General features: G+C 38.0%; 21 protein-coding genes and 1 pseudogene. 9 read left to right on the plus strand and 13 right to left on the minus strand.

Features of this window, described 5'->3' with window-relative positions; genetic code table 11:
* Window positions 1-3 precede the first annotated feature (3 nt).
* Complete coding sequence (gene splB, locus CS937_RS03835; protein WP_099157145.1) at window positions 4-1,032, minus strand: spore photoproduct lyase; 1,029 nt, start codon at window positions 1,030-1,032, stop codon at window positions 4-6.
* The gene (locus CS937_RS03840; RefSeq protein WP_099157146.1) at window positions 1,025-1,264 is read right to left on the minus strand and encodes a transcriptional regulator SplA domain-containing protein; all 240 of its coding nucleotides are present in this window, start codon (window positions 1,262-1,264) and stop codon (window positions 1,025-1,027) included. Before CS937_RS03840 ends, splB begins: the two co-directional genes overlap by 8 nt.
* A gap of 156 nt (window positions 1,265-1,420) precedes the next feature.
* On the opposite strand from CS937_RS03840, the gene CS937_RS03845 reads away from it, so the two are divergent.
* The 4 genes and pseudogenes from CS937_RS03845 to CS937_RS03865 all read left to right on the plus strand — a co-directional run.
* The gene (locus tag CS937_RS03845; protein WP_099157147.1) at window positions 1,421-1,594 is read left to right on the plus strand and encodes an asparagine synthase; all 174 of its coding nucleotides are present in this window, start codon (window positions 1,421-1,423) and stop codon (window positions 1,592-1,594) included.
* A gap of 50 nt (window positions 1,595-1,644) precedes the next feature.
* Complete coding sequence (locus tag CS937_RS03850) at window positions 1,645-1,962, plus strand: DUF378 domain-containing protein (RefSeq protein WP_099157148.1); 318 nt, start codon at window positions 1,645-1,647, stop codon at window positions 1,960-1,962.
* Between the two features lie 115 nt (window positions 1,963-2,077).
* Window positions 2,078-3,016, plus strand: coding sequence for an AEC family transporter (locus tag CS937_RS03855; protein ID WP_099157149.1), 939 nt, complete (start codon window positions 2,078-2,080; stop codon window positions 3,014-3,016).
* A gap of 211 nt (window positions 3,017-3,227) precedes the next feature.
* Window positions 3,228-3,620 (plus strand): annotated as a pseudogene (locus CS937_RS03865) (DUF3231 family protein); the annotation flags it as partial.
* 253 nt (window positions 3,621-3,873) lie between these two features.
* On the opposite strand, the gene CS937_RS03870 reads toward CS937_RS03865, so the two are convergent.
* Both CS937_RS03870 and CS937_RS03875 read right to left on the minus strand, forming a co-directional pair.
* Complete coding sequence (locus CS937_RS03870) at window positions 3,874-4,119, minus strand: YozQ family protein (protein ID WP_099157151.1); 246 nt, start codon at window positions 4,117-4,119, stop codon at window positions 3,874-3,876.
* 180 nt (window positions 4,120-4,299) lie between these two features.
* Entirely contained in the window at window positions 4,300-4,944 is a 645-nt protein-coding gene (locus tag CS937_RS03875) for a TetR/AcrR family transcriptional regulator (protein WP_099157152.1), read from the minus strand.
* Window positions 4,945-5,086: 142 nt separating this feature from the next.
* Between CS937_RS03875 and CS937_RS03880 the strand changes: the two genes are divergently transcribed.
* Window positions 5,087-7,294: an MMPL family transporter gene (locus CS937_RS03880; protein ID WP_099157153.1), complete on the plus strand. Its 2,208-nt coding sequence runs from the start codon at window positions 5,087-5,089 to the stop codon at window positions 7,292-7,294.
* Window positions 7,295-7,343: 49 nt separating this feature from the next.
* Here CS937_RS03880 and copZ read toward each other — a convergent pair whose 3' ends face one another.
* Genes copZ through CS937_RS03895 form a run of 3 tightly spaced genes read right to left on the minus strand, consistent with a single transcriptional unit; the run spans window position 7,344 to window position 10,284 of the window.
* Window positions 7,344-7,550, minus strand: a complete 207-nt coding sequence (copZ, locus tag CS937_RS03885) for a copper chaperone CopZ (protein WP_099157154.1) — start codon at window positions 7,548-7,550, stop codon at window positions 7,344-7,346.
* A gap of 27 nt (window positions 7,551-7,577) precedes the next feature.
* Window positions 7,578-9,971, minus strand: coding sequence for a heavy metal translocating P-type ATPase (locus tag CS937_RS03890; RefSeq protein ID WP_099157155.1), 2,394 nt, complete (start codon window positions 9,969-9,971; stop codon window positions 7,578-7,580).
* Window positions 9,972-9,987: 16 nt separating this feature from the next.
* Complete coding sequence (locus CS937_RS03895) at window positions 9,988-10,284, minus strand: metal-sensing transcriptional repressor (protein ID WP_099157156.1); 297 nt, start codon at window positions 10,282-10,284, stop codon at window positions 9,988-9,990.
* 239 nt (window positions 10,285-10,523) lie between these two features.
* Here CS937_RS03895 and CS937_RS03900 point away from each other — a divergent pair, with 239 nt between their 5' ends.
* A complete protein-coding gene (locus tag CS937_RS03900; RefSeq protein ID WP_099157157.1) occupies window positions 10,524-11,051 on the plus strand; it encodes a hypothetical protein in 528 nt (175 codons plus the stop codon).
* 328 nt (window positions 11,052-11,379) lie between these two features.
* On the opposite strand, the gene CS937_RS03905 is transcribed toward CS937_RS03900, so the two are convergent.
* The gene (locus CS937_RS03905) at window positions 11,380-12,480 is read right to left on the minus strand and encodes a glycosyltransferase family 61 protein (RefSeq protein WP_176555740.1); all 1,101 of its coding nucleotides are present in this window, start codon (window positions 12,478-12,480) and stop codon (window positions 11,380-11,382) included.
* Between the two features lie 160 nt (window positions 12,481-12,640).
* Between CS937_RS03905 and CS937_RS03910 the strand changes: the two genes are divergently transcribed.
* From CS937_RS03910 to CS937_RS03920, 3 genes are all read left to right on the plus strand, one after another.
* Window positions 12,641-13,783: a polysaccharide biosynthesis C-terminal domain-containing protein gene (locus CS937_RS03910; RefSeq protein ID WP_099157159.1), complete on the plus strand. Its 1,143-nt coding sequence runs from the start codon at window positions 12,641-12,643 to the stop codon at window positions 13,781-13,783.
* 5 nt (window positions 13,784-13,788) lie between these two features.
* Window positions 13,789-14,526, plus strand: coding sequence for a sulfotransferase domain-containing protein (locus CS937_RS03915; RefSeq protein ID WP_176555741.1), 738 nt, complete (start codon window positions 13,789-13,791; stop codon window positions 14,524-14,526).
* Window positions 14,527-14,591: 65 nt separating this feature from the next.
* A complete protein-coding gene (locus CS937_RS03920; protein ID WP_099157161.1) occupies window positions 14,592-15,518 on the plus strand; it encodes a glycosyltransferase in 927 nt (308 codons plus the stop codon).
* A 103-nt stretch (window positions 15,519-15,621) separates the two neighbouring features.
* On the opposite strand, the gene CS937_RS03925 is transcribed toward CS937_RS03920, so the two are convergent.
* From CS937_RS03925 to sat, 5 genes are all read right to left on the minus strand, one after another.
* A complete protein-coding gene (locus tag CS937_RS03925) occupies window positions 15,622-16,626 on the minus strand; it encodes a polysaccharide biosynthesis protein (protein WP_099157162.1) in 1,005 nt (334 codons plus the stop codon).
* A gap of 710 nt (window positions 16,627-17,336) precedes the next feature.
* Complete coding sequence (gene cysQ / locus CS937_RS03930) at window positions 17,337-18,137, minus strand: 3'(2'),5'-bisphosphate nucleotidase CysQ (RefSeq protein WP_099157163.1); 801 nt, start codon at window positions 18,135-18,137, stop codon at window positions 17,337-17,339.
* On the minus strand, window positions 18,137-18,739 hold the full coding sequence (gene cysC / locus CS937_RS03935; RefSeq protein WP_099157164.1) for an adenylyl-sulfate kinase: 603 nt from the start codon (window positions 18,737-18,739) through the stop codon (window positions 18,137-18,139). The genes cysQ and cysC overlap by 1 nt, the downstream gene beginning before the upstream one ends.
* Before the next feature lie 12 nt (window positions 18,740-18,751).
* Window positions 18,752-20,530, minus strand: a complete 1,779-nt coding sequence (locus tag CS937_RS03940) for an SLC13 family permease (RefSeq protein ID WP_099157165.1) — start codon at window positions 20,528-20,530, stop codon at window positions 18,752-18,754.
* Between the two features lie 69 nt (window positions 20,531-20,599).
* Window positions 20,600-21,751: a sulfate adenylyltransferase gene (gene sat, locus CS937_RS03945; RefSeq protein ID WP_099157166.1), complete on the minus strand. Its 1,152-nt coding sequence runs from the start codon at window positions 21,749-21,751 to the stop codon at window positions 20,600-20,602.
* Between the last annotated feature and the right edge of the window lie 410 nt (window positions 21,752-22,161).

The raw sequence follows: 22,161 nt of genomic DNA on the forward strand, positions 1-22,161 counted from the left end.
CAATCATGTAAAATATTCAATCTTTGCTTCAGGAAAAAACTTATGAATATACCCTCCTAAAGTATCTTTAATATCCTCTTGTTCCTCATTTGTATAAACGTATTTACCAATTCCATACCTTCCCCATTTCCACTTCCGTTTCGACTCATCCAGTTCAAGTTTTGTCATTGGATAATTTTCTTGAATAACACGCTTTGCCGGTTTCGTAAATTGGTGCTGAATCATTTCAAAAGTAAGATCTTTTTTCACAAATTCCGGTAGTGCAGCCTTTAACTTTTCTAACATTTCATGGTAGCCAGTTTTCCAACCATCATGTAAATAAATTGGAGCAATAATGAACCCTAAGGGGTAGCCTGCTTCAGCAACTTTCACAGCTGCATTAATCCGTTCGTTTAGCCTTGAGGTTCCTGGTTCAAAATATTTAATAATATAATCGTCATTAATACTAAAACGAAAACGCGTCCTACCATTGTGTTCGGCATCTAGAAGATGATCTACATGTTCAAATTTCGTTACGAAACGAAGCTTTCCATACTCCGATCTGCCAAAGAATTCAATTGCTTTTTTTAATGTATGCGTTAAATGGTCCACACCTACTATGTCAGAAGTACAAGAAGCCTCGAATCTTGTTGTTTCAGGTGCACGTTCTTGCATATATACTTCTGCGGCATCAAAAATTTCATCCGTATTTACATAGGTCCGAATATACGGTTTACTCCCCATCGTTGTTTGCAAATAGCAATAATGACAATGCCCCATACAGCCTGTTGCAAAAGGAATCGCATACTCCGCTGAAGGCTTCGATGTATCAAATTTTAATGTTTTACGAATACCAATAACGAGGGTTGATTTCGCATTCCGATACTTTTGAAAATGATTCTCCCCTGGCAAGTTTCTGATTTGGTTATGGGAAGTGGTTTCCCTTATTTCAATTCCCATTTTTTCAAACTTATTAGTAAGTTCTCTACCAAGTGAGTATTCTAACGCACGAGGTTCAACATAAATTAATTGGGGGACAAAGGCTTTAACCATAGATTCCACCTTCCTCAGGTGAACCAAATGCTTCATAAAATGCTTTTTCCGCTTCCGACTCTGTTTTAAATACAGCAAGTTCATCTGTCAAAGGGAAGTAATTCTCATGTGAAAACAGTGCTAGTTCAGTGGGGTTATCTGGATTCTGTACTACAGCCGCCTGTTGTACATTAGCTACATCTTGAGCATGGGGATTACGAATGATTATATATACGACCTCACCAGTGTATATATTTGATTAATATTCATTATTTCACCTAATTTCTTTGAATTTTCCCTCCTATTATTCCGCTATTATATTTAATTATGTTCGAGTTTTTAGTATGAAAAAAGTATTACGGTAAAAAATAAATATGACTCTTATCAATTCATGGGAAAGGGTGTTGTTATGAAAAACATTCGAGAGGGAATGATTCCAACTGTTTTAGGAACTGCGGTTACAACAACTGGATTAGCCCTTCGTAACAATAGAAACATGAAACCGATTTTCACTGGATCGATAATCGGATTTGGGGTTGCCCATGTTGTGTTAGGAGCAATTGATTTAGTCGAAAATCGCTAAACGTATTGTAAACAGATCCTCTTATCAACTTTTTTGGAGGTGAAAAGGATATGGACACACTAAAGCGTATAGCTCTAGCTCTTGTTATCATTGGGGCCATAAACTGGGGACTAATTGGTTTTTTCCAGTTTGATTTAGTTGCAGCAATTTTTGGTGGCCAGGATGGTGCCCTAGCAAGAGTTATATATGCACTTGTCGGATTGAGTGGTTTATATTGCTTAACGATGTTATTTGATCCGATAGGGGACAAGGAAGAAGATAACTCCACTCAGACTGGAAGATTGAATTATGGAACTGAGTTCGGAGAAGAAACTGACTTATCTAATCTAAAGAATCATGACCAAGAAACGTTTAATAAAAACGAATAAACAAGTTAAAGCCATACATTTTGTATGGCTTTAACTTGTTATAATAAGATGAAGCAATTTCACTCTATTAACCATCCTGTTATCTAATTCATACAGTAATTCAGGGGGGATAATGATGGAGTCTGCTGGAGCATTTTTACAAGAAATGTTTGTACTTTATGGAATTGCAATGTTGGGATTTGTCGTTAGAAAAATAGGAATTCTAAATGAAAATGCAAATGATGTTCTAACACAACTTATTTTATATATTACATTACCTGCCCTTATTTTATTCTCCCTAGATATCTCTTTTTCCATAACCTTAGTGAAAGAATTTATATGGCTTGTATCTATGTCAATATATGTACTGGTGATATCCTGTTTTTTGGCCAATTGGATGACACAACGCTCTAATCTTCCAGAGCAGCAAAAAAGTGTTTATGAAGGTCTAATTATTTTTGGCAACCAAGGCTTTATAGGTTATGCCATCAGTTTTATTCTTTTGGGAGAGCAAGGAATCGTTTATTTAACCATGTTTAACCTATGTTATTTAATTCTCATATGGACCTATGGGATATACTTGTTCAGTAAAAATTCAGATACGATTAACTGGAAAAATATTTTATTGAATCCAGGAATACTTTCCACCTTAACAGGACTAGTCATTTTTTTCTTACCAATAAGTTGGCCAGTTATGATCTCCAGCGGACTAGAAAGTGTTGGCAAAATGACCATTCCCCTTTCCATGATGCTGATAGGAAGTTTAATCGCAAATGTAAAGTTCAAGGATTTTATTTTATTGATAAAAAACAGCTACCTGTGGAAGTCAGCGGTAACTAGATTAATTTTTATTCCTATACTCTTAATTCCTTTTGCTGCTCTGTCTGTACCATTTTCTATCCTTCTGATCGCTGTAGTAGTCTCCGGGATGCCTTCTGCTCCAACAATTTCCGTTTACTCACAAAAATATGGTGGTGATACTTTATTTGCATCATTCGGCGCACTATTGACTACATTATTATGTATTATTACCATTCCATTCCTTTATTTCATTGTAAATATTGTAAGTAACTAAAGTTCTTCCATTTTAAGAAGCCATTATAAAATAATACCTTTTCGTCTTAGATTTTTAATACATTCCTGTAGATAATCTTCATTATGCTCAGGATATTCTGAAGTTTCATCTGTCGATTTAAACATTCAGTACAAATCTTCATGCCACAACCGCATTTTATATCCCCTTCTCCCATCAAGTGTTCGAATTTCTTGCTAAAATAGTTCTGTAAAACCATGCAGGTGATGGAGAGCTAAGGAAATTACTTCAAGAATCTATTCAAACTGGGCAACAAGAAATTAAACAGATTGAAGCACTACTAAAAGAAAACGGAATTGGTTTACCAACAACTCCACCGGAACGTCCTAAAGCAAACGCAGAAGACATTCCAGTTGGAGCTCGTTTTCAAGACCCCGAAATAGCAGCGTATATTGCAAAACAAAATGCTGCAGGACTAATTTCATGTAGTCAGATTATGGGTGAATCAATTCGTGAAGACATTGCAATGATGTTTGGGCAATTCCACACACAAATAGCTGCTCTGGGTGTAAAGATTCTTAAGCTTAATAAAGAAAAAGGTTGGCTAGTCACTCCACCGTTACACCAAAATAAAGTTGAAAAATAGAGCAAAAAAAGAAATATATGAGGTAACCCTCAGACATGGAATTTAGTCTTTTTAACATATGACGAATTATTATTAGTATCACATCTTTACCTAAGTTAATTCGGCTCATAACTTTCTCTAACTCACCATATGACATATGTAGTGGTTACTACGATATTGACGTAATAATTATGAAAATATAAGGACACTAAACAAGCTTTTGCTTTCTAGTGTCCTTTAGTTCATCAATAAGGTCTTTTAACTTTTGGTTTTCTTATTCCTTGAAACCTTTTCTTCGTATATTCTTTCCATCGTGCGTTTTTAATTCATCATTACTATCTACCTCATCTATTTTCCCATCAATGGTCCCTTCCATATAATCATCCGAGACCTGTTCATGTGTTATTGCTATGCCTTTGTCTAACTGATTTTTGCTATCATAATAAGAAACATCATACATTTTTCCGGCTACTTTATTAGCGTTTTCTATTGTTTCTTTATCATTTTGATCGTTGCCCATCATTTTGTCCTCCTTTTCCCCATTATGATTGCCAATCAAGAGAAAAATATGTTTAACAGATAATTATAAATTTGTAAGCTTAATTTGTTCATCTATAATCTAAAACATTACCTTTGATACATATGATACGATATGTATCATTTGACTCATGGAAACGTTACTAGTTGAATGTTTCTACTATTACTGTTGTTTATTCTGATGTTCTTCTTGTTTTCGAACACCTTGCCAAAATAACCCGATTATCTGCTCTGCAACCTCCTCTATTGTCGAAAAGATTTGTTTTTTTTCATTGTTATAATTACTTACCTTTAAAAGTGATAAATAGGTTTGTGCAAGAAATGTCGGATTCATTTCACGTATTTCGTTTTTTGCAATTGCATCAATAAAAGCATTCTCTATTGCTTCATACATACTTGCTTCTGCTTGTTTTATTTTTACTTTTTGATCTGCTGATAATGTATTTTTTGTCCCCTTCATAAATCCATCCATTTTAACATCAACGGTGCCTTTTAAGTGTGACTTTGTTATATTCAAAAGACGTTCTTTCAAAGGAAGGTTCTCTTGAAGCAGCATACGTATTTTTTCACGAATACGAACCATCATCTGAACCATTGTTTGAGTAAATAATTCAGCTTTACTAGCATAATAATAATAGACCGTCGCTTTCGTCACATTGCATTTTTCAGCGACATCATCAATAGATACATTTTGATAGCCATTTTCCATAAACAACAACGCTGCTACCTGGATAATTAATTCATTTGTAGGTTGTTTTTTATCAGTTTGTCGTGGTCTGCCCAATGGGCGTTGCTGCTTCTCATTCACCTTAGCTCTCTCCTTGTATTGTTCTTTTTGCTAAATTATATCATAATTTATTTCATTTTCATTGATAATTAACTAACCAGTATATATAATTAATTCATTATATCTTTGTACTTTTTAATTAATCCTTAGAAAGGGGGATTGGATGTATAACTTTTTAACGAAATGGGGAAAAATAATTGCAGGTTCAAAGAGCCGCTTCGCAACACTAGTTATCTGGATTCTTGTTATTGGAATTCTTACCTTTTTTTGGCCACAAGTAAATAAAGAAGAAACAGCTTCAACAAATTTGTTACCAGCTGATGCCATGTCTGTTGAGGCAGGAAAAATTATGGATGAACAATTTCCTAATAACACTGGTGTGCCGTTGCTACTTGTCTGGTATCGTGATGGTGGATTAACCGAAGCGGATTATCAAGCTGTAAAATCTCTCTATAAACAATTAAGGCAGGACCCACTTGCCCAGCAAGTGTCAGTACCAGATTTTGGAGAAACTCCTGTAAAGGTATTAAAACAATCTGCTTCAAAAGATGGTGAAGCTTTGACAACACCAGTTTTTTTTGAAAAAAGCTCTTCTACTGAAACATTGCAAAAATCATTAGATTCGTTAAAAGATAATGTCATAGATATAACAACAGATCAACCATTCACCGGAAAATTAACAGGTGATAGTTTACATGTCCGTTTTACTGGTCCAGCAGGAATTCAAACAGATGCAACCGAATTATTTAGTCAAGCAGATATTACGTTATTAATAGCAACGGTTATTCTAGTATTAATACTACTTATTGTTTTATATCGTTCTCCAATTCTAGCTGTCGTTCCATTAATCAGTGTTGGAATTGCATATGGTCTAATCAGTCCTTTGCTTGGATTTATGGCAAATCAAGGTTGGATTGAAGTAGATGCGCAAGCAATATCGATTATGACTGTATTATTATTTGGCGCTGGAACAGATTATTGCTTATTCCTGATTTCCAGGTATCGTGATGAATTGCAGCTGGAAACAAACAAATATACTGCGCTTCATAACGCAATTGGTCATTCTGGAGGAGCAATTATGATGAGCTGTCTAACGACTGTTATTGGTCTTTTTACATTATCACTAGCACAATATGCCTCCTATGACAGGTTCGCTGTTCCGTTTGGCTTGGCAATTTTTATAATGGGTATTGCTGTACTTACTTTATTGCCTTCTATTTTATCAATGCTTGGCCGTATCGCCTTCTTCCCTTTCATTCCTCGTACGGAAAAAATGGCCCAGGAATTGGAAGAGAAAAAAGGCAAACCTGTTCGACACCCGAAAACAAGAAGCCGTTTTAGTAAATCAGTCGGTCGATTGGTTACAGAGAAACCATGGCGCATTATTATTATTTGTACAGTTTTCTTAGGAGCTCTAGCATTAGTAGTACCAAAAATTTCGTTTTCCTATGGCGTTCTTGATTCTTTTCCTGAGGATATGCCTTCACGGGAAGGATTCACGATTATTACTGGGCACTATCCACCTGGTACAATTGCACCTGTCCAGGTAATAGTAGATACGGAGGGTAAAGATGTCTCGTTACAGGATAAGCTTGACTCATTAGATATAACTGAAAGTGTCACTACTCCAAGGATTGGAAAAGTGAATACAGATTATCAAGTTTATGAGATGACATTAGCAATTGATCCATATTCGCTTGACGCCGTCGACCAAATTCCAGAAATAAAGGCTACTGTAACAGAAATACTGGAGAACGCAAGAATCGATAATGCTAATGATAACGTTTGGATTGGTGGAGAAACGGCAACCCTTTATGATACGGAAGAAGTTACAAGTCAAGATCAAAACCTGATCATTCCAGTGGTATTGATTATTATTGCGGCTCTACTACTTGCTTACCTGCGATCTATTGTGGCAATGATTTATCTCTTACTAACGGTCGTATTGTCTTATCTTTCCGCACTGGGACTAGGTTGGTTAGTGATTCATTATGGATTTGATGCTCCTGCGATGCAAGGATTGATTCCGCTATATGCATTTGTCTTTCTTGTGGCGCTAGGTGAGGATTACAACATCTTTATGATATCAAGCATTTGGAAAAATCGTAAACATATGTTGATGAAGGAGGCTATTTCAGAAGGTGTTGGCCAAACAAGTGGTGTAATCAGTTCGGCCGGTTTAATTTTAGCTGGAACTTTCTCTGTATTAGCTGTTCTGCCTCTTCAAGTACTCGTACAATTTGGTACTGTAACGGCAATTGGTGTTTTACTGGATACATTTATCGTCAGACCATTACTTGTTCCATCCATTACAACGGTACTGGGTAGATTTGCATTTTGGCCAGGCAGCTTTTGGAATGGTGATGGGTAATTTATAAATAAAATGAAGGGACTTCAATCAAGCCCCTTCATTTTACGTTTTAAACCACATCATAACCTTGATCTTCAATAGCTTCTTTCATTTTTTCTTTATCTACTTTACCCTCATCATAGTTGACTTCAACTTTACCTGTTTCTAAGTTTACTTCCACATTACTAATGCCTTCTAAGTCTGTGAGCGCACCATTTACAGCCATTTTACAATGTCCACATGTCATACCTTTTACATCAAGTGTTACATTTTTCATTATTAAATACCTCCTATAATCGTTATTCTATATTTTTACACGTTTTAAACGCAAAGCATTTGAAACGACAGAAACAGAACTAAATGCCATTGCCGCTCCAGCAATCCATGGTTGAAGAAGTCCTAGTGCTGCAATCGGAATACCTGCAGTGTTATAAGCTAATGCCCAAAATAGATTTTGCCGGATATTTGTCATTGTCTTTCTACTTAACCCAATCGCTTTTGGAATATTGATGAGATCCCCACCAACTAAAGTTATACCTGCAGTCTCGATTGCTACATCGGTTCCAGTACCAATTGCTATACCAATGTCAGCAGTCGCTAGAGCAGGTGCATCATTAATGCCATCTCCTACCATCGCAACTTTCTTGCCTTGTTCTTGAATTGATTTTACATGATTTGCCTTATCCTCTGGTAAAACCTCTGCAAATACATGGTCAATACCTACCTGTTTAGCAATTGCTTTAGCAGTTCGTTCATTATCACCAGTAATCATATAAACTTCAATAGCATGGGCTTTCAACTGTTCTACTGCTTGTCTTGCATTTTCTTTTACTGTATCCGCAACAGCAACAATTCCAGCTAGTTTGCCATCTATTGCAAACATCATAGCCGTTTTACCTTCCATTTCATATTGTGAAACCTGACCCTCATGGGTATCATACACAATATTGTTTTCGTTCATTAACTTACGCGTACCAACAAGGATTTCTTTGTTGTCGATTAGAGCCTTTATCCCATGACCAGGGATTGCTTCAAAGGTCTCTACTTTCACTGGTTCAACATTCTCTTTCTTTCCGTATTCGACAATAGCTTCTGCAAGTGGATGTTCTGATGAACGTTCTGCAGCAACTACATATGGTAATAAATCTTCTTTGGTAAAATACTGAATATCTGTTACTTCTGGTTTACCTTTTGTTATGGTACCCGTTTTATCTAATACAATTGCATTAATCTTGTGTGCAGCTTCTAAGTGTTCACCTCCTTTAAAGAGGACACCTGATTCAGCGCCTTTTCCTGTTCCAACCATTATCGATGTTGGTGTAGCTAATCCTAACGCACAGGGACAAGCAATCACGAGAACTGCAATTGCTGCTTCAAGCGCTGAGGGCCAACTTTGCGGATCAACTATAAAGAACCAAACAAGAAATGTTAGTACTGCAATTCCTACAACAATTGGAACAAAAATACCTGATATGACATCAGCCATACGTTGAATTGGCGCTTTTGATCCTTGAGCATCTTCTACAACTTTAATAATTGCTGCTAAAGCCGTATCTTTACCTACTTTTGTTGCCTCCATTTGTAATGTTCCATTTTTATTTATCGTAGAGCCAATTAAATTATCTCCAACACTCTTTTCAATTGGAATGGATTCTCCCGTTATCATTGATTCGTCAACAGCAGATTTTCCAAAAACAATTTGTCCATCAACAGGAATCTTCTCACCAGGTTTGACAACAATTCTATCTCCGACGATAACCTGTTCTAATGGTACTTTTATTTCTTGACCACCACGAATTACCGTTGCATCCTTTGCTTGCAGGCTCAAAAGCTTTGAAATAGCAGCTGTTGTTCGGCCCTTAGCCATCGCTTCAAAAAGTTTTCCAACTAAAATAAGTGTGATTAACACGGCACTAGTTTCATAGTATAAATGTGGTTCATAGCTTGGATCAAAGCCTGCGTGAATTCCTTCCACTAAACTATAAAAATATGCCGCGGACGTACCTAAGGCAACGAGCACATCCATATTTGCACTTTTGTTCCTAAGATTTTTATAGGCGCCAACATAAAACTGCCAACCAATATAAAATTGAACCGGTGTAGCGAAAAGAAATTGCACCCATGGATTCATTAGAAGTTCAGGCATTGGCAATCCTAAGTCCCATGGAATGTGTCCAATCATAGAATATAGAAGTGGTAGTGTTAAAAGACTTGAAATCAATAGTTTGATTTTTTTATCATGAATTTCCTCTTCTTTATGATTTCGTTGTTCATCACGACTTTGACTAAGTTTTGCTTCATAGCCAAGTTTGGCCACTCTTTCGGTTATTTCGTTGATCCCCACTAGACCAGGTTCGTATTCAATCAACCCTTTTTCAGTTGTTAGATTAATTGAAGCATTTACCCCGTCCATTTTATTTAATGTTTTCTCAATTCGAGTAGAACAAGCTGCACACGTCATCCCATATATATCAAGCTCCGCCTTTTCTTTCTGTACGCCATATCCAAGTTTTTCGATATGGTTGGAAAGGTCACGAGGAGTTACTTTTTCTTCATCATAGTTGACAGAAGCTTTTTCCATCGCAAGATTAACATTTGCTTCTACTCCGTCTATCTTATTGAGTGTCTTTTCGATCCTGGAAGAACAGGCTGCGCACGTCATTCCGGTAATCCCCATCTTTACATGTTTACTTGACATAAGCTAATCACCCCTCTTACTTTGAAAATTGCTGCACTACTTTCATTAATTCTTCAATTGATTCATCACCTGTCCCTGTATTAATGGCATGGGAGACACAATGATGCATATGCCTTTCCATTAATTGAAATCCGGTGTTTTTCAGTGCTGAATTAATAGCAGATATTTGAACTAGTATATCGATACAATAACGATCTTCTTCGATCATTTTTTGAATACCTCTAACTTGACCTTCTATACGTTTTAAGCGATTGATCACTTTTTGTTGTTCTGACTCCGTACGTGGTTTGATTGGCTTTTTTTCTTGATCCATATCCCCACTTCCTTTCTTTTTATATTTATACCCTACCATGGTATCGTATTGAAAACAACTAAAAAGTGTTACAAGTTTATTTATCACTACTTTATTATGTATCTATCTAGTTGATTTCTATTCATAATTGCTACTCATTCGTAGTGACTAATTCACCTGTACTTATATAACAAATTCAGTTTAAGTACATACATTATTATGAAATAACCAATGACCTATTGACGGAAGGTGGAAACTAGATGGCAGATTTACCTGCTGTAGATCTTGGGATAATGGCGGAACATTTGTCTAGCCATGAGGGTGTAATTAATAAATTGAAGGTTTATTATGAGAAAGTAACAACTATTGAATTAAAAGAGATTATCGCTTTACAAGTGAACATGATGCGTGTTCACGTCAGGGTTATGTTAGCTTTAATTGATCCACGGAATGACGATTATGTTGAAGTTCCAGATTTAAATGTTTACAGGGGAAAAAATTATACAAACTGGGAAGGAAAACCAAGGATTGATTATGACGATAAATGGATTACATTAGAAGCACATACCACCGCTAAATGTATGTCAAATGAGAATTATGTATCTGCATTAATGATGAAGGACAGTAATGTTAGAAATGCACATGTTAGAATGGCATTACAACAATTAGAGGTTCAACAAATGTATTCTAAGTTTATCAATAAAATGGGTTGGTCATTTGTTCCCCATGTATCTGTTCAGGATCAAATGAATACTTACGGGCATTTTCAACACATGTTAAATCATTGAAAAAACATTTGAAACAAATAAAGGGTAATCATAAAGCAATTTGTTACGATTAAAAAGGATCTGTTAAAGTTCAATGTTGATATTAAGCGTAAAGACATACTAAGATTAGTGGGTAAAATCATCCGTCGATGAGCTTACCCACTAATCTTAGTATGTTTTTAATTATTAAACTAAACCACCCGTTTTGTACAACAAGCATAAGAAATGTTATCGTTTTACAGGATGTTCATTATCAACCTGTGACCGTCTAAGTACTCCTTCACACAGGTAAATACTTCATCAACGCATCTCCATAAGATTCGTGCCGTGAAAATTTGAGCACTACTAACTAATCAATCCCCTCATCCTCCAGAATCCTTGACAATTTTTTCACATCAACCACAAGGTTTTTGATGACTTCATGTGCATTGGATACGGGATTCGCAATCCTACACTTCAAAAAATAGTAATCCAAACCTAAATAATGCCCAATTTTTATAAATTCGTCTGAAGTTGACGTAAATAACTGAATAATTTTCGTTCCCGGTTGACAGAACATAATATTTGCGAGCCCGGCACCATTCGGGCTTATGATAACTTTGGCTGAAGAAAAAATATTGATTTGTTCCTGTACGGTTAGAGAACTCAAAATAACTTTTCTGAATCCCTTTTTGTTCAAAAGTGTCATAAGTTTGGATTCATTGGCAACCTTTCTCCACGAGGCATCTTCCCGGCTGACATAGATACGTTCAAAATCACTTGAGCTTGTATGGGATTTTGATTTAAGAAATGAATCCCTGAGAAATTCAATTGTCCACTTCACACATGTTCCTGCGTTAAACGGAACAGATGGTAAAATCAAATTTTCAGCTTTCAAGTGCTTTCCTGGGGGAAGCTGTAAGATTTTATTCTCCGGGATGCCAAGCATTTTAACCGTCTCCCGCTGAAATGGCAATGTCAGAAGCGGTAGGACATATTTATCGATCTTAAAGCCGCTAAGCTGTAGCAAATGATAACGCCCTAGTGTATCGTGTAACCAATGCCAGTAATTGGAGTGACCAGCCCAGGCTAGAACGCCCAAATTACCATAATAAGGGGTGGCAGAAGGGATTTTATCGACTGCAACCTTTTCAAAATACTTCCAATATAGATGAAATACCATATCATGCAAACACTTGTGATCTGGCGTCAATGCATAAACCATGCCCTCCCCTTTATCACTCATCCATATACTTCCATTTTCTATCTTCGAAACATAAGATTTGCCAAACTTGTGATCCTCCCCAAATCTTGGGGGATCTACCCAATCAACCCATTGCGGCTGATCCCCTTTTGGCAGCGTATATTTTACCGTTTCATTTGTATAAAATTCCTTATATACATCTTGTATATCTGATTTTGGGGTTGCTTTTTCAATCCAATCTTTCGTATGAATAAATATATCTGTCATATATATCTCCTTTTCAATAAGCGACCTTGGCCTATGCCCTATTTTTGCACATATCTTTGAATACTCCATAATATGTAGAAAAGTCATTAACAGTGTTAAACTATTGTCCAACTATACCAACTGGATAAATGGTGATAAACAGGAACGGGGGAACCATTAAATGATAAACGTACTAGTAACCGGTGCAGGCGGATTTATCGGTAAAAATCTTATCGATAGGTTGCACAAAGAAAAAGGAGTCTCTGTCAAACAGTATCATCGCGGGGATGACCCGTCACTTCTGTATAGACATTTAAACGAATCGGATATCATCTATCATCTTGCTGGGGTGAACAGACCCCAACGCAACGCGGAATTTGCAAGAATTAATAGTGGGCTTACTGAACTAATCGTCAACTATTTAAGAGAGAATCAAAAGACGCCGAAAATCGTTTTTTCCTCCTCCACCCAAGCAGCATTTGATACACCTTATGGTTTAAGTAAAAAAGCTGCCGAAGAAGCGCTTAAAAATTATAGTAATGAAACCGGTGCAGAAGTTTACATTTTTCGACTGCCAGGTGTCTTCGGCAAGTGGTGTAAACCGCATTATAACTCAGTCGTTGCTACTTTTTGCCATGAAATTTCTCATGATAATGAAATCGAGATCCATGATGCGAACAAGACGCTTGAACTTGTATATATTGACGATGTTGTAGACAATTTTATAGATTGTCTTACGCGGAAAAAGACAGAAGAGAAATTCTATTATCATATCAGTCAAATCTTCCATACAACGGTAGGAGAACTGGCTCGTCAGCTCTACGAAATAAAGGGCACGCGAAAATCACTAATAATACCTGATATGTCTGACAAATTAACAAAGTACTTGTATACGACTTATCTATCTTATTTAGACGAGAATAATTTTTCATATGATTTGCCGGTATACCAAGATGAACGAGGAAGTCTGGTTGAGTTAATCAAATCACACCAGGCAGGTCAAGTCTTTATCTCAACATCACGAAAGGGTGTCATAAGAGGAAACCATTATCACCATACAAAAGTAGAGAAATTTTGTGTCATCAAAGGAGCAGCAACCATTAAATTAAGAAAGATCAATTCCGATGAACTGATCACTTATACGGTCTCAGACCAAAACATCCAGATTGTAGACATACCTCCAGGTTTTACCCATTCGATTGAAAACGTAACAGATGGTGAGATGATTGTTTTGTTTTGGGCCAATGAACTTTTTGATCAGGATAACCCGGATACTTTTCCCTTGAAAGTGCAGCAGATCAAAGATGATGAAAAGAAAGGATGATAACCGTGTCAACAGACAGGACATATACATTTCAGGAAGACGATATTTGTATTGTAGCCTATCCTAAATCAGGGAACAATTTCCTATTATTTCTCGTCGCCATGCTATTGTACCGAAAAAAAATGGATTGGGCCACAAAAGGTGAAATGATTCAAAACGTGTCAAGCAAACCAATCGAAAACTTGCCATCCCCACATCTTGTATGGAGTCATGATAGTTACGACCCATCCTATCCCAAAGTCATTTACCTAGTAAGGGATCCCAGGGATGTTGTCATTTCCTATTATCATCATTTCAAGAAGTATTATGGTGAAAGCCGTGATTTTGATAAATTTTTTGAAGCATTTATGGATGGAAAAATTGGTCATGGAAAATGGGATACAAATATAGAAAGCTGGATTGATAATCAGAAAAAGGTTAAAAATGGTTTTCTACTTGTTAAATATGAGAACCTTCTTCAAGATACTACCAAAGAAGCGCACAGGATTATTAGCTTCTTAAACTTAGATAGAACAGAACAAGAAATCAACGAAGCAGTGAATTGGGCTTCTTTCGATAATATGAAAACATTGGAACAGAAACAGCAGTCTCATTTAAACGGCGATTCACCGATCGTCAATCGAACCATGCCTTTTGTAAGGGAAGGTAAAGCAAATAAGTGGAAATCTGTTTTGAGCAAAGAGCAGCAGCAGCAGATCAATCAAACATTTAATAAGACTTTAACAAGGTTAGGGTATAAATAAAGCGCTCATTCTAAAAGCCTTCTAATTATGGAGGGCTTTTTTATTTCAGGAGGTGTGGATAACCGATGCTAAAATTATTGCTGATTGTGGCCGATACTTCTCATTTTACAAATAATAATTATTACTATTTAGAGAAGGAATTAGCAAAAATAACGATGCTAATGGTTTATCGAAAATCCGGTCCTATAAACAAAATATTACGAAACATTCCCGAAAAGCCGGATTACATCTTAATAGTAAATGACGTAGGGAAAACGTTTGCTCCTGTCGTTACCGGTTTATCCGATATCAGCATACCTGTCGGGCTGATAGTAAACGATGCGCACCGGTTTGTGGGACAGCGAAGAAGGTATATTACAAATAATCATATCAGGACATTCTTTGTCATATGTCGTCATAATTTTTACAATCATTATCCCCGTCAAAGGCATGATCAGGTATACTTTCTCCCTCAATTTGCCAATACCTCAATTTTTAGAGATTACGGTGGTGAAAAAACGATCGATTTAATGATGTTGGGAGAAGTTTCTCTTCCACAAATCTACCCATTAAGAGAAAAGATCTTACAGCATTATACAGATACCCCCGGATTTTTTAACCGTCCTCATCCAGGATGGAGAGATTTTACAACGAAACAGGCAGAAAAAGCTTTGATAGGTGAAAACTATGCCAGGACCATTAATCAGGCAAAACTATTTTTTGCCTGCGGGTCTGTTCGTCAAGTTGTGACATTTAAATATTTTGAAGTGCCAGCGTGTCGTACATTACTAATGGCTCCTGCCTTACCGGAACTTGAGGAGATTGGCTTGATACCAGGTAAGCATTTTGTCGATATAAACGAGGAAAACTTTTCAGAAAGAGCTAAATACTATTTAAAAGATACTAAAGAGCGCGAAAGGATTACCGAAGAGGGGTATCGCTTCGTTTATAACCATCATTCAACCGCTCATCGGGCAAAGCAATTAGTCCAGCAGATAAAGAGGGTTTTATAGAACGGGGGTATTAGCGTCCTTTAAAATCCCTTACCATTTTTATAATGATAAGGGATTTTGTTGGATATTTGACTGCCTTTTGTGTCTCTACTGATCGCTCGCATTAAAAAAGAGCTTGTGTTGTGATAACATTTGCTTTCATAAGAATTTGTTCAATTTCGTTGGATGTCATTAATTCATCATTGGATTGATATCGTTTGAAGGCGACCTTTGGTAAATTCTCGTACCTTTTCTTTACATCCTCTGAAGCATTGACAGGTAAAATGACATAGTAATTCTCATCAAATTTATAAGTGTCCCGGGATTCGGCATTTGACACTAACACCTCGTGGAATTTCTCACCTGGACGTATCCCAATCTCATTTATGACAATATCTTTTGCGGCAAAATGTCTTTCTAGAACACCAATCAAATCGACAATCCTGCATGCTTTCATTTTCATGACAAATGTTTCCCCGCCAATCGCTTGTTCAGATGCGTGTATCAGTAAATCAATGGCTTGAGAAACAGTCAAGAAAAAGCGTGTCATTTCCCTGGATGTAAGTGGAACTGTATGATGGGTTGCAATCTGTTCTTTAAAAAATGGAATCACACTGCCATTTGTCCCAATAACATTGCCACCACGAATACAGACAAAACGTGTATGACTGCTTAATTGATTGGCGTGAATGATTAGTTTTTCACCGATCGCTTTCGTAAGTCCATAAAAGTTGATTGGTTCAACAGCTTTATCTGTCGAAACATCAATGACTTTTTTAACCTTTTGATTTAAACTTGCTTTGATAATATTCTCCGTACCATATACATTGGTTTTTAAAGCTTCTGAAGGCTGATCTTCACATATTGGTACGTGTTTGAGAGCAGAAAGATGGAATATATAATCAACATTTTTTGCTGCTTCGTTCACTGCTTCAAAATCTCTTACATCACCAATCACAAATTTTAAATAAGGATTATCTGAGAATATCCTTTTCATTTTCACCTGAGCAAATTCATTACGTGAAAAGATTCTTATTTCCTTCGGTTGAAATGAAAGCAGTTTCTTGACGAGTTCATATCCCCAGGAACCTGTCCCTCCGGTAATCAATATTGTTGTATCTTGAAACATATTTAAACAACTCCCTACAGTGATAATGCCTATTCTTTATAATCATCAGAATAATAGATACATTCGAACACGGCTGATGACTTGGATAACAGGAATTCTACTCAAATAGATTTCCAAATTGATTCGTTTATACGCTATTTGATAACCGACATCATTACATTCAAATAGGTTATACCTTAATTTATGAAGAAAATAGTAGATTGTATATGATATACGTTTAAGTAAAGACAAAAGAGGCAATTGCTAGGAGTCCAAATACGTCATATGGAGTACAAGAAAATCTGACCGCTTTGGAGAGACGTGCAATCAGATCATAAGAAAAAAAGTTGGAGGGATTATCGCTATTAATTGACGCTCAGTTGAGCTGGAATTTGGCCATAGAGGCATCACTTTACTTCCATGGCGTTTTTACTTCAGCTTGATATTCCCTGCTTCCGGTTAGTGTGGTTCATCCAGGGGGCCACCAGTACAAAAACGCAAGCGCTCGTTTAGAGATGTGTGGACTGCACCCTGCTAAGCAAGGTAGTTCGGTGTTGCCACACATATCGGTTTTAACCGATTATTCCTACCGCAGGAGATAAGGGAAGTGCATCAGTCGTTGGGTGCTGGAGCTGGCCGTGACTGATACAGTTGTTTAGTTATCCACTGTAATCAAATTTTTAATTTCCTAAGCAATTAAAAAACAGGACAAATTATTTGCCCTGTCACGATTACCGCTTTACCAAAAACCAGCCATTCTTCAAATTTTCCCGGTTATAATAAAGGCGCTCATGATCCTCATACCGCAGCATAGTTCCACCAGCAGCTTCAACAATCGCCTGGCCCGCGCCGGTGTCCCATTCCATTGTTGGGGCATAGCGCGGGTAGTAGTCAGCTTTTCCCTCTGCCACAAGACAAAATTTCAGGGAGCTTCCGGCTGTTACCACATCGACTTCATGGTCACGCTGCAACTCTTCAATAAATACCTCGGTTTCTTCTGACATGTGGGAGCGACTCGCGACAACATTGACAACGCCACTCGGGTCAGCAACCGGCAACCGTATACTTTGCTTAATTAGCGCCTCATCATCAGCCAAATCCACACGTGACGCATCTTCCAATTTAAAAGCACCCAGACTGACCCGTCCAAAGTAAAATGAATCCAGCACCGGAGCATAAATGACACCCATCACAGGATAGCCGTTCTCAATCAACGCAATATTCACCGTAAACTCATCATTTTTTTTAATGAACTCTTTCGTGCCATCCAACGGGTCTATCAGGAAAAATAAAGTCCAATCCTTGCGTTTGGCATACGGAATCTCACTGCCTTCCTCGCTTAAAACAGGAATTCTGCTATATGCCTCCCGAATTCCGTTAATAATCGACTGATGCGAACGCCGATCAGCCTCTGTCAGAGGTGAGTCGTCTTCTTTCGTCTCAATCGAAAATTCCTGATTGTAAACGTCCAGAATTTCCCGGCCGGCATCCAATGATATATCCAGCATTGTCTTTAAGCTCACATCAATCATTATTCCAGGTATCCTTGCGTTTTCAAATATGACATGATCGCCCGTACCGATTCCTCAATGCTCTGGTTATCTGTATTCACCGTGATTTCCGGGTTCACCGGTGCTTCATATGGTGCATCAATCCCCGTAAATCCTTTAATTTCACCCGCGCGTGCTTTCTTATAAAGTCCTTTTGGATCACGTGATTCACACGTTTCTATACTTGCATCGACAAACACCTCAATGAATTCACCGGTGTCCAGCAATTCACGTATTTCATCACGGTCTTCGCGATACGGTGAAATGAAAGCGGACAATGTAACCAATCCGGCATCAACCATCAACTTGGATACTTCCCCAATGCGCCGAATGTTTTCTTTCCGATCTTTCGGACTGAAACCAAGATTTTTATTCAGACCATGGCGGATATTGTCCCCATCTAAACGGTACGTCCGGACACCCACATTATGCAGTTCTTTTTCCAGTTCAACCGAAATAGTCGATTTGCCGGAACCGGACAGGCCGGTGAACCACACCACGGCACTCTTATGATGATTCAAATGCCTTCGATGTTCTTTCGTGACTTTCGAATGATGCCATTCAATATTTTCTGATTCAGCCATAAACATTTCCTCCTAAAACCATACATAATAAATGATCAAAACAGACGTCACCATCACTAATAAACTAAGCGGGAACCCAACTTTTACGTAATCTGTAAATTTGTAGCCGCCGGGGCCATACACGATCAAATTCGTCTGGTAACCGATTGGTGTGATGAAACTAGCCGAAGCGGCTATCGCAATAAGGACAGCTATTCCCATCGGCTCGACAGCAAGAGATTGCGCGATTTCAATCCCTATCGGAAGCATCATGACGGCTGCGGCGCTGTTGGTGATAATCTCCGTAAACACATTTGTCAGGATATAGATGATAAACAGAATGACCACTAGTCCCAATGGCTCGCCAAAATCTAATAGTACGTTCGCAATCCATTCCGCAAGTCCCGTTTTCCTCATGGCAGTGCCAATTCCAAGCGAACTGGCAATCAATAATAAAACATTAAAGTGAACATATTCCTTGGCTTCCTGAGGTGTAATAACTTTCGTAGTCAAAAATACCAAGACAGCCAGTGCCATCGCTTTAAACATGCTGAGCCACCCCATTGTCACCATCACAATCATCGAAAGTAGTATGATGATGGAAAACCAACCTTTCTTAGAGCTCTGATTCAGGGCAGCCGGTGTATCCAATGGCGATACAACAAAAAAGTCTTTCGATTGCTGATATTTTTCGACAAAGTCAGTACCCGCCACAAGCAATAATGAATCCCCAGGTTTTAAAACGATGTCCCCGATCTTACTCCTGATCCGCTCATTATTCCGGTGTACCGCAATGACACCTGCATCATACCGTGATCGAAACTGCGAACGTTTAATTGACTTGGATAAAAGTGACGACTGGTCTGACACAACGGCATCCACTAATTTGGTCGATCCATCCTTAAGATCATCAAGATCAATGTTCGTCCCTGTTTCGAGCTCCAGACCTTTCATCTTCTGCAAGTCAGCAATGGTTGAAATCAAGCCAGTGAAAATCAACCGGTCACCACCATGAATAACCGTTGTTGACCTGACCGGTGAGATCCGTTCATCACCGCGGATAATCTCAATCAGGTAAAGGCCATTCAATTCACGCAGCCCAGCTTGCTCGACACGCTTACCAAGATGCCCGAAATCTTGTGTTACCAGCATTTCAGCAATGTATTCTTTGGAATCCTCCTTAATCCGCTGGCCGAAGCCTTTGTTATCCGGCAATAATTTATATCCGATTGTAAATAAATAAATGAGCCCGATTAGTGCAATCGGGATACCAACGGAAGTTAATGTAAATAATGAAAAACCCTCCAATCCGAAGTCCAGCAGCAAGCCATGAACAACGAGATTCGTGGACGTTCCCATTAAAGTTATCATTCCGCCCAAAATCGTGGCATATGATAATGGGATCAAAAACTTGGAAGGAGCAATCCCGCGGTCTTCACACCATTTTTTAATAATTGGTGTAAACGTCACAACAATCGGCGTATTGTTCAAAAAAGCCGAAAACGCAGACGTCGGCACAAAAAAGCGTAGCATCGAACCTTTATGAGAATGACTATTCTGTAGCCATTTTCCCATCATTTGATCAATCAAACCGCTCTTTTGTACAGTCCCTGCAACGATGAACAGTAACGCGATCGTCAACATCCCTTCATTGGAAAAACCACTCAATGCCTCATCAACTGTCAAGATGCCGGACAACAATAATATAATCAATACTGAAAAAATAACCATGTCAGGCCGCGCCACTTCGAAGATCAGCATGGCAAACATGGTCAACAGTAAAATCAGAACAAACATCATCTCTAACGACATGGGATATCAAATCCTCTTTTAGTGCGTGTTCAAAAAGAAAAATAGAGCTACCTTTTTCAACAGCCTTTCTTAATTTTTCTGCATTCCTCTGATCAGCACATTCGCAACTTCTGGACGTGAAAATTCTTTTGGCGGACGTATACCGTTCTGAAGCATTTCACGCACTTTTGTACCACTTAAGTGGACATGATTTTCCTTGTCGTGCGGACATGTTTTTGCGGATGCCATATTTTCACAGACTTTGCAGTAAAACGCATGTTCAAATTTGAAAATCTGAATGCCAAGTTCCTCTTCATATTGAGCTATCAGCTCTTGAGCTTCATATGTCCCATAGTAGTCACCGACACCAGCATGATCACGTCCGACAATAAAATGTGTGCAGCCATAGTTTTTTCGCACAATTGCATGTAGGATCGCTTCTTTCGGTCCCGCATAGCGCATGGCCGCCGGATAAATAACAAGACGTACACGATCTTTCACATAATAGTTTTCTAAAATCGTTTTATAGCTTTCCATCCGGATGTCCGCCGGTATATCATCAGATTTTGTTTCGCCAACAAGCGGATTCAGCAGCAAGCCATCCACAGACTCTAGTGCTGTCTTTTGAATATGTTCATGCGCACGGTGAACCGGGTTACGTGTCTGGAAGCCAACGATTGTTTTCCAGCCTAGGCCTTCAAACATCTTACGTGTTACTGCCGGATCCATATAATGTTCTGCAAACTGACTGTGATCCGGACGATTAAGCAGTGTAATCTTTCCGCCAAGATACATATTTTCTTTCTCATAGACTTTCTTCACACCGGGATGCGCCGCATCAGTCGTGCCATAGATACTTTGTACTTCCTTCTTTTTATCATATGCATATTTTTCGGCCAGGGTGAGAGTTCCATAGATGATGTCATCTTTTCCCCTAAGAGCAATTTGTTCACCAATGGTAAGGTTTTTAGCCTGTTCTTCGGTTACCGGTAGTGTAATTGGAATACTCCAGATCATCCCATCCGCAAGACGCGTATTGTTAACGACATTCTCATAATCAGCCTGCACCATAAATCCTGTCAGTGGACTGAAACCGCCTATCCCAATCAATTCCATATCAGAAATCACCCAGGAATTGACAGTTATTGACTGAAGCTTTTCAGCATTCTTGATTGCCTCATTTCTATTCAGTCCAGTTAATTCGCGGCTGATTAATCTCCCACCATGTGGTTGATTGACCATACGATCCCCCCCTAAACTTTAATTTCCATACACTAACATATTGAATAAAGAAGTAAGTTGGAACAGCCATTGACTCAATTTCGCGTTACTGATGGTGCAAAAAAGGCATTGCCGGATCAATGGAGGATGGTTCAATCTATTCATCATGACATTGTCAGTCGGGACCTGATTCAAAAAAATAAGGCACCTAAATGGCACCTTATTTTTTAACTTACTCATATTTTTCATCCCATGTTAGTGAGGATAGAGAAGCCACCAGTCGTTTCCATCCTTTTACAAAAAGTAGACTAAGTTTAAGGGATTACTATCCATTTTAATTTTAAAAATAACAATTTGCTTAAATCATAATTTCACAAAGAAATTGTATTATTATTTGTAAACATCCAACAAATTCCACTTCCACTCACCTT

This window comes from Virgibacillus ndiopensis (genome assembly GCF_900187325.1).
GTDB lineage: Bacteria > Bacillota > Bacilli > Bacillales > Amphibacillaceae > Virgibacillus_E > Virgibacillus_E ndiopensis.

Excerpts from the sequence above, each read along its gene's own strand:
- CS937_RS03855 (WP_099157149.1), top strand. The coding sequence starts at position 2,078 with ATGGAGTCTGCTGGAGCATTTTTACAAGAAATGTTTGTACTTTATGGA.
- CS937_RS03910 (WP_099157159.1), top strand. The coding sequence starts at position 12,641 with ATGATAAACGTACTAGTAACCGGTGCAGGCGGATTTATCGGTAAAAAT.
- splB (WP_099157145.1), bottom strand. The coding sequence starts at position 1,032 with ATGGTTAAAGCCTTTGTCCCCCAATTAATTTATGTTGAACCTCGTGCG.
- CS937_RS03900 (WP_099157157.1), top strand. The coding sequence starts at position 10,524 with ATGGCAGATTTACCTGCTGTAGATCTTGGGATAATGGCGGAACATTTG.
- CS937_RS03880 (WP_099157153.1), top strand. The coding sequence starts at position 5,087 with ATGTATAACTTTTTAACGAAATGGGGAAAAATAATTGCAGGTTCAAAG.
- CS937_RS03895 (WP_099157156.1), bottom strand. The coding sequence starts at position 10,284 with ATGGATCAAGAAAAAAAGCCAATCAAACCACGTACGGAGTCAGAACAA.
- CS937_RS03905 (WP_176555740.1), bottom strand. The coding sequence starts at position 12,480 with ATGACAGATATATTTATTCATACGAAAGATTGGATTGAAAAAGCAACC.
- cysQ (WP_099157163.1), bottom strand. The coding sequence starts at position 18,137 with ATGATTGATGTGAGCTTAAAGACAATGCTGGATATATCATTGGATGCC.
- sat (WP_099157166.1), bottom strand. The coding sequence starts at position 21,751 with ATGGTCAATCAACCACATGGTGGGAGATTAATCAGCCGCGAATTAACT.
- CS937_RS03925 (WP_099157162.1), bottom strand. The coding sequence starts at position 16,626 with ATGTTTCAAGATACAACAATATTGATTACCGGAGGGACAGGTTCCTGG.
- CS937_RS03940 (WP_099157165.1), bottom strand. The coding sequence starts at position 20,530 with ATGTCGTTAGAGATGATGTTTGTTCTGATTTTACTGTTGACCATGTTT.
- CS937_RS03890 (WP_099157155.1), bottom strand. The coding sequence starts at position 9,971 with ATGTCAAGTAAACATGTAAAGATGGGGATTACCGGAATGACGTGCGCA.
- CS937_RS03850 (WP_099157148.1), top strand. The coding sequence starts at position 1,645 with ATGGACACACTAAAGCGTATAGCTCTAGCTCTTGTTATCATTGGGGCC.
- CS937_RS03920 (WP_099157161.1), top strand. The coding sequence starts at position 14,592 with ATGCTAAAATTATTGCTGATTGTGGCCGATACTTCTCATTTTACAAAT.
- CS937_RS03870 (WP_099157151.1), bottom strand. The coding sequence starts at position 4,119 with ATGGGCAACGATCAAAATGATAAAGAAACAATAGAAAACGCTAATAAA.
- copZ (WP_099157154.1), bottom strand. The coding sequence starts at position 7,550 with ATGAAAAATGTAACACTTGATGTAAAAGGTATGACATGTGGACATTGT.
- CS937_RS03845 (WP_099157147.1), top strand. The coding sequence starts at position 1,421 with ATGAAAAACATTCGAGAGGGAATGATTCCAACTGTTTTAGGAACTGCG.
- cysC (WP_099157164.1), bottom strand. The coding sequence starts at position 18,739 with ATGGCTGAATCAGAAAATATTGAATGGCATCATTCGAAAGTCACGAAA.